Here is a 13228-nt window from a genome sequence, read left to right as displayed (position 1 = left end):
ATCAGCGCAGGTGGGAGGTGTCGTTGTAGAGGTGCATGGCGGTGCGCGAACCGGTGTGCACCAGTGCCGAGAAGGACGCCGGGGACAGGTACATCGCGTGCACCGCCCCGGCGGGGGCGCCCAGCGTCCCCGCCATCAGGGTCTTGATCGGTGTGACGTGGCTGACCAGCAGCAGGCGGCGGCCCGGGTGGCGGGCCAGCAGGGCGTCGCGGGCCGCGGCGGTCCGCTCGGCGACCTGGGCGAGTGACTCGACAGCACCGGTGGGTGCCGCCCCCGACTCCTGCCAGGCCCGCAGGTCCGCGGGGTGGCGGGCCCGGACCTCGTCCAGGGTGAGGCCCTCCCAGTCTCCGAAGTCGGCCTCCCGCAGCCCGTCCTCGATCCGCACGCCCAGCCCGAGCCGTTCGGCCGCGGCCTGCGCGGTCTGCCGGCAGCGGCGCAGCGGGGAGCTGATCACGGCGTGCACGGGGGCCTCGGCGAGCAGGGCGGAGGCGCCCGCCCTCGCGGCCTGGTCGAGGCCGGTGGCGGAGAGCGCGGGGTCGGTGCCGCCGCTGCCGGAGAACCTCCGGTCCGGGGTCAGCGCGGTCTCGCCGTGGCGCAGCAGAAGCAGGGTGGTCGGCGGGTCGGACAGGGCGGGAGCGGCTACTCGGCCGTTCGGTGCGCTGGTCATTTCCTCACCCTAGCCGGGCCCATTGCGCACAATGCGCGGCCGGAAAGCCCCGGCCGTCGGAAGATCGTGCGGAAATGGCGGACCGTGCGGCCTATCCGGCCATCCTGTCCGGTTCCGGCACGAGCTGCGCGGACCGCGACAACTCCGGCGGACCGGGTTTCCTGGGGCATGTCGACGCCCGCCCGGCCTACTCCTGTCCGGATCAGGCATGGCAGGGTCCGGCCACCGGCTTCGGTGGCGGAAGCCTTTCCGTCCGAGGGACAGTTGGCCGTCGAGCGAATCCGGAACTTCCCCGGAGCGTGGAACCGCCGGAATTTCCGGACGCCCTTTCCGAATGCTCAAGAATTCCCTGGAGAATTTCATGTCGAAGACCAGAACGCCCTCCTGGACCGCCGGGATTCTCGCCGTGGCCGCGGCCGCGGTCCTCTTCCTCGGCGGCCCCGTGCAGGCGGCCGACGACCTGCCGAACAGCGCGGCGGCCTGCCCGGCGAGCCTGATGTGGGACGCCGTGACCTCCACCTGCCGTTGACCGAAGCCCTGCCGGAGCATCCGCCGCTGGTCGGCGGGAGAGAGGACGAGCGATGTCCGTAGTCGAGACGATGCCCGAAACCGGGACGGGAGCCGCGGCCGGGGCAGGCACCGGGACGGGAACCGCGCGGATCCGGGCGACCGTGCCCGTGCCGATCCACCTGAACGGCGGCGACACGGTCGCCGCCCGGCTGCACACCTTCCACGGCCTGAGCGACCCCGGTGAGCACCTCGCGATCACCCTCGGCGAGGACCGCCCCGACCCGGATCCCGTGCCGCTGGTGCGGCTGCACTCCGAGTGCCTGACCGGCGACGTGCTGGGCTCGGCGCGCTGCGACTGCGGCCCGCAGCTGCACGAGGCGGTGCGCCGGATCGGCGCGGTCGGCGGCTGCGTGCTGTACCTGCGGCAGGAGGGACGCGGCATCGGCCTGTACAACAAGCTGGACGCCTACCTGCTGCAGGACGCCGGGTTCGACACCTACGCGGCCAACGAGGAACTGCAGCTCGCCCCGGACTCCCGGGACTACCGGGCCGCCGCCGAGATGCTCCGGCTGCTCGGCCTGACCCGGGTGCGGCTGCTGACCAACAACCCGGAGAAGGCCGCCCAACTCGCCCGCTACGGGATCGAGGTGGCCGCGGTGGTGCCGACCGGGGTGTTCGTCACCGAGGACAACCGCTCCTACCTGGAGACCAAGGTCAGGGTGACCCGCCACACGCTGGCGCTCGGCGGCCCGGTCGGCCGGTCCGCGAGCTGACCCGCCCCCGAGCAGGACGACCAGGACGACCAGGAGGACGGCATGGGAACACTGATACTGATGGGCAGCGAGCGCGTGGACTCCTACACGGCGGCGCTCTCCCGGGCGATCGCCGACGCGCTGGAGTCGGCCGGGGCGGACACCGAGACGGTGCCCGCCGGGGACCCCGCAGCGGCCGACCAGGCGGGGCTGCGCGAGCGCATCGCCCGGGCGGAGGCGGTGGTACTGGTCTCTCCGGTCTACCACGGCGGCTACTCGGCACTGCTCAAGGCGGTGCTGGACCGGCTGCCGGGCGACGCGTTCGTTGACAAGCCGGTCGCGGTCGCCGCGCACGGCAGCGGGCCGCGCACCGGCAACGTGGTGTGCGACCAACTGCGCACGGTGGCACGGGCGATGGGTGCCTGGGTGGTGCCCACCCAGGTCGCCGGCTGTCCGGACGACTTCCACGCGGTCGGCGGTGCGCCGACCGGACCGGATGCCGAACTGGCCGACCGGTGCGTCCTGGTCGCCGGTGAACTGCTGCGGCTGGGCGCGGCGTTCCGCGCCCCGGCGGGGGTGTAGGCCGTGCGCGAGCGGGCCGAGCAGAGCGCCATGCGGCGGGCCGTGGAGCTCGCCGCCGAGCGGCTGGGACGGACCGGCACCAATCCCACGGTGGGCTGCGTCGTCCTGGACGAGCGGCTGAGGGTGGCCGGCGAGGGGTCGCACCTGCGCGACGGCGAGCCCCACGCCGAGGTGGTGGCCCTGGCCGCTGCCGGCCCCCGGGCCCGCGGCGGCACCGCCGTGGTGACCCTCGAACCGTGCGCCCACACCGGCCGCACCGGCCCGTGCGCCGAGGCGCTGCGGGCTGCCGGGGTGGCCCGGGTGGTGTACGCGGTGGCCGACCCGACGCCGTCGGCCGCGGGCGGAGCGGCGGCGCTGGCCGCCGCCGGGGTCGCCGTCGAGGGCGGGCTGCTGGCCGCCGAGGCGGCGTGGGCGAACCGCTACTGGCTGACCGGCGCCACCCGGCGCCGGCCCTGGGTGACCTGGAAGTTCGGGACGACCCTGGACGGCCGGATCGCCGCCGCAGACGGCAGCTCGCGCTGGATCACCTCCGGGGCGGCTCGCTCCGAGGCCCACCTGCTGCGGACCCGGCACGACGCGGTGCTGGTCGGGGCGGGCACGGTCCGCGCCGATGACCCGCACCTGGGGGTGCGGCACGGAGTGGCCGGCCCCGCCCCGGTGCGGGTGGTGGTGGCCTCCGACCCGGCCCGGCTGCCCGCGACGGCGCGGGTGTTCGACGGGTCGGCGCGGACCGTGCTGGCCGTGCCGGAGCGGTTCGCGACCGCCGCCGCACCGCCCGGTGCGGACCTGCTGCCCGTCGGGTCCTCCGCCGGGCAGGTCGACCCGCGAGCGCTGCTGTCCGCCCTGCTCGGCCTGGGCGTCCGCTCGGTGCTGGTCGAGGGCGGTCCGCGCACCGCGGCTCGGCTCCTGGCCGCCGGGTGCGTGGACGAGGCGGTGGGCCACCTGGCGCCCGCGCTGCTCGGTGCCGGGCCCGCTCCGCTCGGCGACCTTGGCATCGGGAGCATCGCCGGGGCGCTGCGCTGGGAGTTCCGGTCCGCCGAGCGGGTCGGACCCGACCTGCGGGTTTCCGCGGTCCCCACCGGGTCGATCGGGTCGGGCGGGTGGTCGCGGTGAGGACCGGCATCCTGCTCCCGTTGTACGACGACCCCTGGCAGCACGGTCGGCGCCACCTGTACGAGGCGGCGGAGCTCGGCTTCACCGGGGTGTGGACCCGCGACGTCACGCTGACCGAGAACGACGGCGCGGACCGCGCGGTGGCCGGCGACCCGGTCGCCGACCTGGCCCACGCGATGGGCACCGGACTGCCCTTCGAGGAGTTCGGCACCGCGATCCTGTGCGCCGGCTACCGGCACCCGCTGAGCATGGCCCGCTCGGTGGTGATGCTCCAGCAGCTTTCCGGCAACCGGCTGGTCCTGGGGATCGGCGCGGGCTCCCGGGCCAACGTCAACGCGCTGTACGGACTGGACCCGCAGACCCGGCGGCAGAACCTGCTGGAGACCGTGCGCACCCTGGACGACGTGCTGCGCCGGGACGGCCGCGGCCTGCCCGACACCGTGCGGTTCGAGAAGCCCCCCGGCTTCCAGGCCCCGCCGCTGCTGCTGGCCAGCGGCGACCCGGGCGTGCTGTCCGCGCTCGGGCCGTACCTGGACGGCCTGATGGTGCCCGGCCTGGCGCCGGAGCGGCTGTCCGACGCGGGCGGCCCGCCCTCCGCCGGGGCCGCTGCGCTGCCCCGCACCATGCAGCTCAGCCTCGCGGTCAGCACCGCGGACCGGAACCGGCCGGTCGGGGTGCGCGACCTGGGCCGGATCACGGTGGTCGAGGTCGGCGCCCGGCTGCTCGGGCCGCTGCTGGAGCGGTACGTCCGGGACGGTCTGGAACGGCTGGTCCTCCACCTGCCGTTCGACGACCTGAGCGGGCGGCAGTTGGCCGTGCTGGCCGAACGGACCCGGGAACTGGCCGACCCCGTCCCGGTCGGCGCGACCCCGGCCCGCACCGCGCCGTGACGCCCGTCGTCAGCGTGGCGGTGGCGGGCGGGGTGGCCCGCCCGGAGGCGGTGGCGGCGCTGACCGCCCGGCTGCGCGGACTCGGTCCGGTCCGGGTGGTCCGCGGCGACCCGGCGGGCGTCCCCGTCCGGGCCTGGCGGGCCGCGGCCACGACCGGCTCGACGCACCACCTGGTGGTCCGGGACACCGCCGAGCTGGCGCCCGCGTTCACCGCCGAACTCGCCCGGGCGGTGGCCGGACACCCGCGCGCCGCCCTTGCGCTGCACGTGGAGCCCGACTCGTGGAACGCGGGTGCGGCCCGGCTGGCGGCGCTGCGCGGCTGCGGCTGGGCCGCCGCGGTGCCGCAGGACTGCCTGCCGCCGACCGCCGTCCTGTTGCCGTCCGACCTGGCGCTCGCGTTCTCCGGCTTCGCGGACGCGGCGCTGGCCGCGGGCGGCTCCCCCGACGGCCTGCTGCCGGAGTTCGCCCGGCGGCACCGGCTGGACACGCTGGTCCACGCCGGCGGCCTGGCCACGCTCCGGGCCGCGCCCGGCGCCCCGCCCCGGCCCTCGGCCGAGGTGTGCGCCGGGCCGCCCGAGCGGCCGTTCGGCGGCCCGCTCGCCGACCGGGTCAGCCCGCTGCCCGAGGTGCTGCCGCGCCTGCACGCCGGACGGGCCCGGATCTCGCTGTGGGACCCTGCCGCCGGCACTTGGCGGCGGGCGTCCTGGAGCCGGTACATGGCCCGGTCCGGCCGGAACTGGCCGGGTGCGGCCCCGGCCGCGGCGTTCGTGGCGATCACCGACCGGCCGCCGCCCGTCGAGCGCGAGCGGATACTGCCGCTCACCGAAGTGGTCCGCTACGGGCTGGCGCTGGGCACCGTCCTGGGCCGCGCGCCCGCCGAGACCTCGGCGCTGGAGCTGCGCCCCTGCCTGTGCGGCGCCGTCCTGGACGCGGCCGGCCCGGTGCCGGCCCCGGACTGGCCGGACGCCTGGACCGACGAGCTCACCGACGTGCTCTGGCGGGCGGTCGGCGTCGGGGCCCGGCTGCGCGCACACCACGGGGTGGAGCGCTGGCCGTCCGAGGAATTGCGCGACCTGCCCGCGGAGGAGCCGCCGTGCGGCGGACCGGGGGCCGCTGGGCCGTCCCACCGGGGCGGCCGGCCCGTACCACCGACCCATTGCCCGTGAGGAATTCGGAGACCACCATGTCCTGGCTTCGCGCCACCGACCCGCCGGTCGCGGCCCGCCTCGTCGCGGACGCGCTGGTGATCCATGCGGACCCGCACGCGCGGGCCGCCAACCCGTACCACTGGTACCGCACGCAGCCGCTGACCGAGGAACTGGCCCGGCTCGCGGGTGACGAGGACGCCGCGCCGTTCGCCCCGGCCGCCCGGCGGCTGCTGGCCGAACCGGAGCGGCCCGAGCACCACCGCGCCCTGGTGGCCGCGCTGGTCCCGATGATCGAGAAGTTCCCCGAGCGGATGCTGCCGCTGACCGAGCTGGCCTGGCGGACGGCGCAGCGCGGCCGGATCGGCCACCACTTGGGCGCGGCCGTCGAACCGGACCTCCGGCCCGCCCCGGCCGACCGGCCCGGCACCGGGGCTGCGGCCCGGACCACCGCCCCGGGCCGGGCCGCGCAGGTGGTGGTGCCGTTCCGGGACCGCGGCGCGGACGGGCACCGGCTGCGCAACCTGCTGGCCTGCCTGGCCGCGCTGCGCGACCAGGAACCGGTGCCGGGCGGGTACACGGTGACGGTGGTCGAGGCGGACGAGGTGCCGCGCCGCCGGGCGGAGATCGCGGGGGCGGCCGACGAGTACCTGTTCGCGCCGCACCCCGGCGCCTTCAACAAGGCCTGGGTGGTGAACGCCGGCGTGGCCAACTCCGCGGTGGAGGCCGAGACCGTCTGCGTCTTCGACGCCGACCTGCTGCCCGACCGCGGCTTCGTCGCCCGGAGCCTGGAGCGGTTCCGCGCCCCGGGCACGGGCGCCTTCCTGCCGTACCGCGACATGCTGTACCTGGACGAGGAGTCCAGCCGGCGGGCGGTGCACGCCCGGGGCCCGGACGGGGCGCCGGCGCTCGATCCGGCCGGGCTGCGCGGGTTCTGGATGCGCCGACCGGTGGGCGGCTGCGTGTGGCTGACCCGGGAGGTGTTCGACCGGATCGGCGGGATGGACGAGCGGTACGAGAGCTGGGGCGGCGAGGACGTGGACCTGGTGCTGCGGCTGCAGGCGGCGACCGCGCTGTACAGCTACGACGATTTCATGGTGCACCTGCACCATCCGGTCAAGGCGCTCCAACCGGACGAAGCCCGGCGGAACGACGAAATCCCTTACATGACCTGGAAACCGGTGAATCCGATCGGCCGACTGGACCGCTATCTCGCGGGCTGAGCAATCCGCTGGGAACTTCGGCGAAACCTTTGACACCACGTGCACCAGTGGTCTAGACCTACACCGCGGGCGATCATGTTGGTCGGAAGGTGGGGGATACCATGCGCATGATGAACGGCTTCGATCGAATACGCCGCACACCGGACGCGTCCTGACATGCAGGCCGAGCTGAAGTCGTTCGGCCTGAGCGAGGCGGCGAGCCGGGTCTACCAGGCGCTGCTGCGCAACCCCGAGGCACCCGCGGCCGACCTGTCCGCCGAACTCGACCTGTCCGGGGGCGAGGTCCGCTCCGCCTACCAGGAGCTCACCCGGCTCTCGCTGCTCCGCTCCTCCTGGGACGACCCGCTCACCATGCGTCCGGTGATCCCGGAACTCGGCCTCAAGACCCTGCTCGCCCACCGGGAGGCGGAACTCCTCGCCCACCGGCAGGAGGTGGAACGGGCCCAGGCCGCCTTCGAGGTGATCCGCGCCGAGTCGGCCTCCGGCCGGCGCTTCACCCAGACCGAGGACCTGGTCGGCGTGGACGCCATTCGCGACCGGCTGGCCGAACTCGGCGCGCGCACCCACTCCCAGGTGCTGGCGTTCATCCCCGGCGGCGGGCAGAGCGAGTCCGCCCGCCGGTCCAGCCGCCCGCTCGACGAGGAACTGCTGCTGCGCGGCGTCGAACTGCGCACCATCTTCCTGGACTCGGTGCGCAACCACCAGCCCACCACCGACTACGCCCGCTGGCTGGGCGAGCGGGGCGGCCAGGTGCGGACCGTGCCCTCGCTGCCGATGCGGATGATCGTCGTGGACCGCGAGGCCGCCATCGTCCCGCTCGATCCCGAGCGCAGCGACACCGCGACCGTGCTGTACGGCAAGGGCGCGATCGCCGCTATGTGCGCCCTGTTCGACCTGGTCTGGTCGGGTGCCACCCCGCTCGGCGACACCAGGAGCCGGGACCGGAACGGCCTGTCGGGCCAGCACTACGCCCTGCTGCGAATCCTCCACCAGGGCGACACCGACGTGGTCGCGGCCCGCAAGCTCGGCATCTCCGAACGCACCGTCAGGCGGCTGATCTCCGAGGTGATGGACCTCCTGGAGGCCCGCAGCCGGTTCCAGGCCGGTGCCCGCGCCGCCGAGCTCTCCTGGCTGCGCTGACCGCGCCGAACCACGGCGAACCGCGGCGGCCTCGCCGGGGAGCGCCCCCGGGCACCCGTTACCCTCCCCGCATGCAGCTGTCACGGATCGTGGTACCGGCCCGCAACCCCCGCGAACTGGCCGGGTTCTGGGCCGACCTGCTCGGCGGGGCGGCGGTCGAGGAGGAGGCGGGGCGGGTGCGGGTCGCGCTGCCGGGGGCGCCGGGGCTGCCGGGGCTGTGCTTCCGGCCGGTCGGGCCGGGCGAGGGCGGTGGCCGGGTCCGGCTCGACCTGGTGGTGCCGGACGTGGCGGTGCTGCGGGGGCGGGCCGGGGTGCGGGCGGTGGACGGCGCGGGCGGGCCGCGGGTGTCCGTGACCGATCCCGAGGGCAACGAGCTGTGCTTCCACCCGGAGGAGCCGAGCCGGGTCGAGCTGCCCGCGGCAGTCGCCAAGGTCCGGGTGGTGCTCACCGACGCGGACGGCCGGGTGCTGCTGGTGCGGCTGAGGTCCGCGGCGGGCGGCCCGCACTGGGGGCTGCCCGGCGGCACCGTGGAGGCGGGCGCGGAGACGCCCCGGGCGGCGGCCGTCCGGGAGGTGGCGGAGGAGCTCGGCCTGGACCGCGTCCCGGGCCGGCTGCTGGTCGTGGACTGGGTACACCGCCCCGGCGACCGGCCCCGGGTGGTGCAGGTCTTCGACGGCGGCCCGCTGGCGGAGCCCGAGCTGGCCCGGATTCGGCTCGACCCGGGGGAGTTGGCCGAGTGGCGGCTGTGCGGGGCCGACGAGGCGGCGGCGCTGCTGTCGCCCGCCGGGTGGGGGCAGCTGTCCCACGCGCTCGCCGCGCGGGCCCCGGGACGGCCGCCGGCCGAGCTGGTGGACGGCGCCCCGGCCGCGGGAGAGGGCCTCTGACCTGGTGTTGTCCGGCCCGCCGGACACCCTCCCCTGGTGTGGGCATGCCCCCCGCCGACTACCATCGCTGCGGGCGGCGGGCGCGGGGAGATCCCTCGACATGCGGCGGCCCGCGGCGTGTACGTGGAGAGGGTGCGAGAGATGCGTGCATTGGGCGACGGCAGGGGAGAACCCGGAGCGGAGCAGGGGCGGCTCTCCACCCTGCTGGGGCTGAACGACCACCTGCTGGAGGTCTACCGCACGGTGGTCGCCCGCCCCGGCTGGGGGGTCCCCGAGATCGCCCACCACCTCACGATGGCCGAGACCGAGGTCCGCACCTGCCTGGACGGCCTGGCCGAACTCTCCATGCTGTACGCGCCGGAGGACTCCGCCGGCCCCGTCGCGCTCAACCCCGAGATCGGGCTGGCCGCGCTGCTGAACCGGCGCGAGAGCGAGATCCGGGCCCAGCAGGCCCAGCTCGCCGACGCCCGCAGCGAGGCCGCCGAGCTGGCCGCCGTCTACTCGGCGCACTGGGGCCAGCGCGGCAACCTCAGCCTGGAGCGGCTGGACGAGGTGGCCTCGGTCCGGGCCCGGCTGGCCGAACTGGCCGGGCAGGCGCGGCAGGAGCTGATGTCCTTCATGCCGGGCGGCGCGCAGAGCCGGGAGGCGCTGGACGCCAGCCGCCCGCTGGACGAGCGGACCCTGGCCGCCGGTGTCCGAATCCGCACCCTCTACCTGGACAGCGTCCGCAACGACCGCGCCACCACCGAGTACGCCCACTGGCTGGCCGGCCTCGGCGGCGAGATCCGCACCATCCCGTCGCTGCCGATCCGGATGCTGATCGTGGACCGGGAGACGGCGCTGCTCCCGGCCGACCCGAAGAACACCAAGGTCGGCGCCGTCATGGTGCGCGCGCCCGGGGTGCTGGCCGCGCTGGTGCACCTCTTCGAGGTGTCCTGGCAGCAGGGCCAGCCGCTGGAGGGGGTGCGGCCCGGCAAGCAGGACGGGCCGACGGCGCAGGAGCTGGAGCTGCTGCGGCTGCTGGAGGCGGGCAGCACCGACCAGGTGGCGGCCCGTCAGCTCGGCGTCTCGCTGCGCACGGTGCGGCGGATGATGGCGGACCTCACCGGCCGGCTCGGCGCCCGCAGCCGCTTCGAGGCCGGGGTGCTGGCGGGCCGGGCCGGCTGGATCTGACCGGCCGGTGGCCGTGTGCTGCCATGGCAGTTAGCGGCCTTTCGCGGGTCCGTTTCCCGGGCGGCGCCGTGCCACCATGGACAGCCGTGTATGCGATACATATCCGGTTCGGCGTTCCGAGCCCCGATGCCGGTCCGGACCGCGTTCCGGACTCCGTTCCGGGCCGCGCGGCCGACCGCGCGGCCGGACCCGCGGCCGGTCCCGTCGCGGGTTCCTGGGACATCAATGACGTCGCGCGGGAAATGTCCGCCCACCCCTCGGACTGTCTCGTGCAACATGTCTACGCGCCTAGAACGAGTGGTTCCGGACATTTGGGGGTCATCTACCTCACCGGGCCGAGCGCGCGCATAGCGGGCGAGCGGGTTCTCGCGGTGGTCCGGCAGCTGCTCCGGGGCGGTGCCGTACGTTCCGATTTGGTCGTTTCCGGCGGTATGGGACTTGCCGGTCTGTGCGACGGAACGGTGCGCCTGGCGTGGTGAATGGCACCTTGTTGCCTGGGCAGCATGAGGCCACCGGGCAGACCTGGAGCGACGCCCGGAAGATGTGTCACCTTTGATTCGTGGCGGTCAGGTGAATTCTTGGAATCAGGGGGGCGGCGGGAATGCCGCAATTCTCCTCCGGGAAGGCCGGGCCCCAGTGAATTCGACGTCCCCGCGAAAAGGACCCCCCATGTCTGTGCGCTTCCTGACCTCGCTCGTCCTCGCCGCGGCGGCCGCCGCCGTGCTGGGGGTCGCGACGGCGGAGCTCCCGACCGCCGCCGGGACCGGGACGGCCGCCGCCGGGACCGCCGCGCCCGCCGGGACGGCGACGGTCGCCGCCGCCGGCAGCTGGGGCTGGGACTGACCGGACCGGACGCCCGCCGCCCCACCGCCGGCCCGCCACCGGGCCCCGCGCCCAGAGGAGCACCCATGAACCGAGCCGTGGACGACACCCCGGCGGGCGGCGGCACCAGCCCGTCGCCCCGACTCCGCGACCGGATCGCGGCGGCCCTGGTGGAACTGGAGCGGCTGCACCGCGAACTGGAGTCGCTGCGCCAGCCGGCCGCGATGCCGCTGCGCGAACGGGTCAGCGGCGGCCGCCGGGGCGGCGGCCCGGGCTTCGACGAGGAGGCCAGCGCCGCCCGCACCGGCATCACCGGAACGCTGGCCTGCTGGGCCGGGGCGGTCGCCGACCGGCTGCCCGCCGCCCCGGCGCCCGCCCGGGAGGCCGGCCCGCTGGCCGCGTTCCTGCTGCGCCACCTCGACGCGCTGCTCGCCCTGCCGGCCGCCGACGAGGCCGCCGACGAGTTCGGCGCGGCCGCGGCCGCGGCCCGCGGGGTGCTGCGCCGGCGCGGCGCGGACGCGGTCCTGCTGGGCCGCTGCCCGCGGCCCGGCTGCGGGAGCCCGGTGGAGGCGTCGACGGCCGGTCCCCGGCCCGGCGGCGCGGTCCGCTGCGCGGCCGGGCACGACTGGCAGGTCGGCGAGTGGCTGGCCCTGCGCCGCACCCTGGCCGCCCCCGGCGGCCCCGGCGCTCCCGGAGCCCCGGCCGCGACCCGCCCGCGCACCCTGCCGACCCGGCTGGCGGCCCAGGCCGCCGGGGTCTCCGAGGCGACCGTCCGCAAATGGGCCAGCCGCGGAAAGCTGACCCGCTACGGCGACTTCTCGCGGGCCGAGTACGACGTCGACGAGCTGGCGGCGCTGGCCGCCCGCTGAGGACCGATAAAAAAATCCCATACCGGAAGGGCCTTGGCGAGCGCACCCACGGTGCTCTCCGGGGCCATTTCGGCGTTCCCCGGGAATGCTTTTCCGATGGTTGACACCGCGAGATGCAAAGTGTCACACTCCTGCCGACGGAAGAAGTGTCTGAATTTCCGGACGAAGCAGGTTTCATGGCAAGCGTGCATTCCGAATTCCTCGCGTACGCCCGCCGGTGCGTCCCCTTCTACCGAGAACTCGGCGCGGACGCCGACTTCCCCCTGGTGGGCCGGGCCGAGCACCAGGCGGAGGGCGGGCGGTTCCGCCCGGAGGGGGCCGGCGAACCGGAGCACCGGATATCCTCCAGCGGCACCACCGGGCAGCCCCTGGAAGTGGCCCTGGACGAATCCGCCTGGTACGCGGTGAACCACCGTTTCTTCGCCCAGATCCGGGAAATCGCCGGACTGCCCGGGGAGCTCTTCTCGCGCGGCGCGCCCGCGGTCCTGTTCGTCAGCAACAAACCCGGACGGCCCACTTTCGTCCGCCCGCTCCCGGCCCTGAACGACGGGCTCTACCTGCGCCTGCAACTGCCCGACGCGGGGGCGTCCGTCCCGGCCGTCCTGGCCCGGTTCCCGGCCCCGGTCCTGTACGGCAAGCCGACCTACCTGCTGGACCTGCGCACCGAACTGCTCCGGCAGGGCATGGCGCGGGCGCCCTGGCGGCCCCGGCTGCTGCTGACCAGCGGGGAGCCGCTGCACCCCGACGACCGGGCCCGGCTCACCGGCTACTTCGGCGCGCCCCTGGTGGACGCGCTGGCCTCCACCGAGGGCGGCCTGATCGCCGCCACCGCGCCCGACGAGCGGGTCTACCGGGTGCTGGGCGAGAACGTCCGGCTGGAGGTGCTCGACGCGGCGGGCCGGCTCGCCCCCTCCGGCGCCGGCGAGCTGGTGCTCACCAACCTGGTCAACCGCAGCACCGTCTTCGTCCGCTACCGCACCGGCGACTTCGCCGAACTGGAGACCGCCGCCGACGGCACGCAGCGCCTGCTGCGGCTGCGCGGCCGGGAGCCGGAGACGGTGCCCTTCCGCACCGGCGAACTGCCCGCCGACGAGGTGACCCGCGCGGTCGGCTCCGTCCCGGGGCTGGCCGACTTCCGCTTCGAACTCGGCGGCGGGCGGCGGACGCTGCTGCGCTGGACCGCCGAGCCGACCGGGACGGCAGAGACGACCGGGACGACCGGGACGACCGGGACGGCAGAGACGACCGGGACGACCGGGACGGCAGGGGCGGGGGAGCCCGCCGACCCGGCGGCGGTGGCCGGCCTGCTGCGCGAGGCGCTGGCCCGCCTGCTGCCCGACGAGGACCCCGAACTGGAGCAGTGCGAGCGGATCACCCCGCCGGGCGGGAAGAAGCGCCGCTTCCAGCTCCGGCCCGAACCGACCGGCGCCACCCAACACACCTAGGCGGGGAACCCCC

13 protein-coding genes and 1 pseudogene are annotated in these 13228 nt (G+C 75.7%); 13 read left to right on the top strand and 1 reads right to left on the bottom strand.

The genetic code is table 11. The annotated features are described in order from the left end of the window. Position 1: 1 nt before the first annotated feature. Positions 2 to 649 (bottom strand): annotated as a pseudogene (locus QMQ26_RS15855) (histidine phosphatase family protein); the annotation flags it as partial. A 379-nt stretch (positions 650 to 1028) separates the two neighbouring features. Between QMQ26_RS15855 and QMQ26_RS15850 the strand changes: the two are divergent. From QMQ26_RS15850 to QMQ26_RS15790, 13 genes are all read left to right on the top strand, one after another. Further along, positions 1029 to 1196, top strand: coding sequence for a hypothetical protein (locus QMQ26_RS15850; protein WP_282206089.1), 168 nt, complete (start codon positions 1029 to 1031; stop codon positions 1194 to 1196). 148 nt (positions 1197 to 1344) lie between these two features. Next, the gene (locus tag QMQ26_RS15845) at positions 1345 to 1950 is read left to right on the top strand and encodes a GTP cyclohydrolase II (protein ID WP_318552245.1); all 606 of its coding nucleotides are present in this window, start codon (positions 1345 to 1347) and stop codon (positions 1948 to 1950) included. Between the two features lie 42 nt (positions 1951 to 1992). Further along, on the top strand, positions 1993 to 2511 hold the full coding sequence (locus tag QMQ26_RS15840; protein WP_282206088.1) for an NADPH-dependent FMN reductase: 519 nt from the start codon (positions 1993 to 1995) through the stop codon (positions 2509 to 2511). A gap of 3 nt (positions 2512 to 2514) precedes the next feature. Beyond that, positions 2515 to 3624, top strand: a complete 1110-nt coding sequence (gene ribD / locus QMQ26_RS15835; protein ID WP_282206087.1) for a bifunctional diaminohydroxyphosphoribosylaminopyrimidine deaminase/5-amino-6-(5-phosphoribosylamino)uracil reductase RibD — start codon at positions 2515 to 2517, stop codon at positions 3622 to 3624. Then, positions 3621 to 4514: an LLM class flavin-dependent oxidoreductase gene (locus tag QMQ26_RS15830; RefSeq protein WP_282206086.1), complete on the top strand. Its 894-nt coding sequence runs from the start codon at positions 3621 to 3623 to the stop codon at positions 4512 to 4514. Before ribD ends, QMQ26_RS15830 begins: the two co-directional genes overlap by 4 nt. Further along, positions 4511 to 5680 (top strand): hypothetical protein, encoded by a 1170-nt coding sequence (locus tag QMQ26_RS15825; RefSeq protein WP_282206085.1) that lies wholly within the window; start codon positions 4511 to 4513, stop codon positions 5678 to 5680. The genes QMQ26_RS15830 and QMQ26_RS15825 overlap by 4 nt, the downstream gene beginning before the upstream one ends. Positions 5681 to 5697: 17 nt before the next feature. Further along, positions 5698 to 6882, top strand: a complete 1185-nt coding sequence (locus QMQ26_RS15820; protein ID WP_282206084.1) for a glycosyltransferase family 2 protein — start codon at positions 5698 to 5700, stop codon at positions 6880 to 6882. 156 nt (positions 6883 to 7038) lie between these two features. Beyond that, complete coding sequence (locus QMQ26_RS15815; protein WP_282206083.1) at positions 7039 to 8022, top strand: helix-turn-helix domain-containing protein; 984 nt, start codon at positions 7039 to 7041, stop codon at positions 8020 to 8022. Positions 8023 to 8093: 71 nt separating this feature from the next. After that, positions 8094 to 8906, top strand: a complete 813-nt coding sequence (locus QMQ26_RS15810) for an NUDIX domain-containing protein (RefSeq protein ID WP_282206082.1) — start codon at positions 8094 to 8096, stop codon at positions 8904 to 8906. A 141-nt stretch (positions 8907 to 9047) separates the two neighbouring features. Continuing rightward, entirely contained in the window at positions 9048 to 10079 is a 1032-nt protein-coding gene (locus QMQ26_RS15805; RefSeq protein ID WP_100837647.1) for a LuxR C-terminal-related transcriptional regulator, read from the top strand. 669 nt (positions 10080 to 10748) lie between these two features. Then, complete coding sequence (locus QMQ26_RS15800; RefSeq protein WP_282206081.1) at positions 10749 to 10922, top strand: hypothetical protein; 174 nt, start codon at positions 10749 to 10751, stop codon at positions 10920 to 10922. A 65-nt stretch (positions 10923 to 10987) separates the two neighbouring features. Then, the gene (locus tag QMQ26_RS15795) at positions 10988 to 11770 is read left to right on the top strand and encodes a hypothetical protein (protein WP_282206080.1); all 783 of its coding nucleotides are present in this window, start codon (positions 10988 to 10990) and stop codon (positions 11768 to 11770) included. 185 nt (positions 11771 to 11955) lie between these two features. Further along, positions 11956 to 13215, top strand: coding sequence for a phenylacetate--CoA ligase family protein (locus QMQ26_RS15790; RefSeq protein ID WP_282206079.1), 1260 nt, complete (start codon positions 11956 to 11958; stop codon positions 13213 to 13215). Positions 13216 to 13228: the final 13 nt, after the last annotated feature.

Origin of the sequence: Kitasatospora fiedleri (assembly GCF_948472415.1) — a bacterium.
GTDB classification, from domain to species: domain Bacteria; phylum Actinomycetota; class Actinomycetes; order Streptomycetales; family Streptomycetaceae; genus Kitasatospora; species Kitasatospora fiedleri.
Note: the sequence above shows the minus strand (reverse complement) of the source record. Positions and strands in the feature narration are given on the sequence as shown.

Coding starts and splice junctions, on each gene's coding strand:
- QMQ26_RS15850 (WP_282206089.1), top strand. CDS start 1,029: ATGTCGAAGACCAGAACGCCCTCCTGGACCGCCGGGATTCTCGCCGTG.
- QMQ26_RS15840 (WP_282206088.1), top strand. CDS start 1,993: ATGGGAACACTGATACTGATGGGCAGCGAGCGCGTGGACTCCTACACG.
- QMQ26_RS15820 (WP_282206084.1), top strand. CDS start 5,698: ATGTCCTGGCTTCGCGCCACCGACCCGCCGGTCGCGGCCCGCCTCGTC.
- QMQ26_RS15815 (WP_282206083.1), top strand. CDS start 7,039: ATGCAGGCCGAGCTGAAGTCGTTCGGCCTGAGCGAGGCGGCGAGCCGG.
- QMQ26_RS15810 (WP_282206082.1), top strand. CDS start 8,094: ATGCAGCTGTCACGGATCGTGGTACCGGCCCGCAACCCCCGCGAACTG.
- QMQ26_RS15805 (WP_100837647.1), top strand. CDS start 9,048: ATGCGTGCATTGGGCGACGGCAGGGGAGAACCCGGAGCGGAGCAGGGG.
- QMQ26_RS15800 (WP_282206081.1), top strand. CDS start 10,749: ATGTCTGTGCGCTTCCTGACCTCGCTCGTCCTCGCCGCGGCGGCCGCC.
- QMQ26_RS15795 (WP_282206080.1), top strand. CDS start 10,988: ATGAACCGAGCCGTGGACGACACCCCGGCGGGCGGCGGCACCAGCCCG.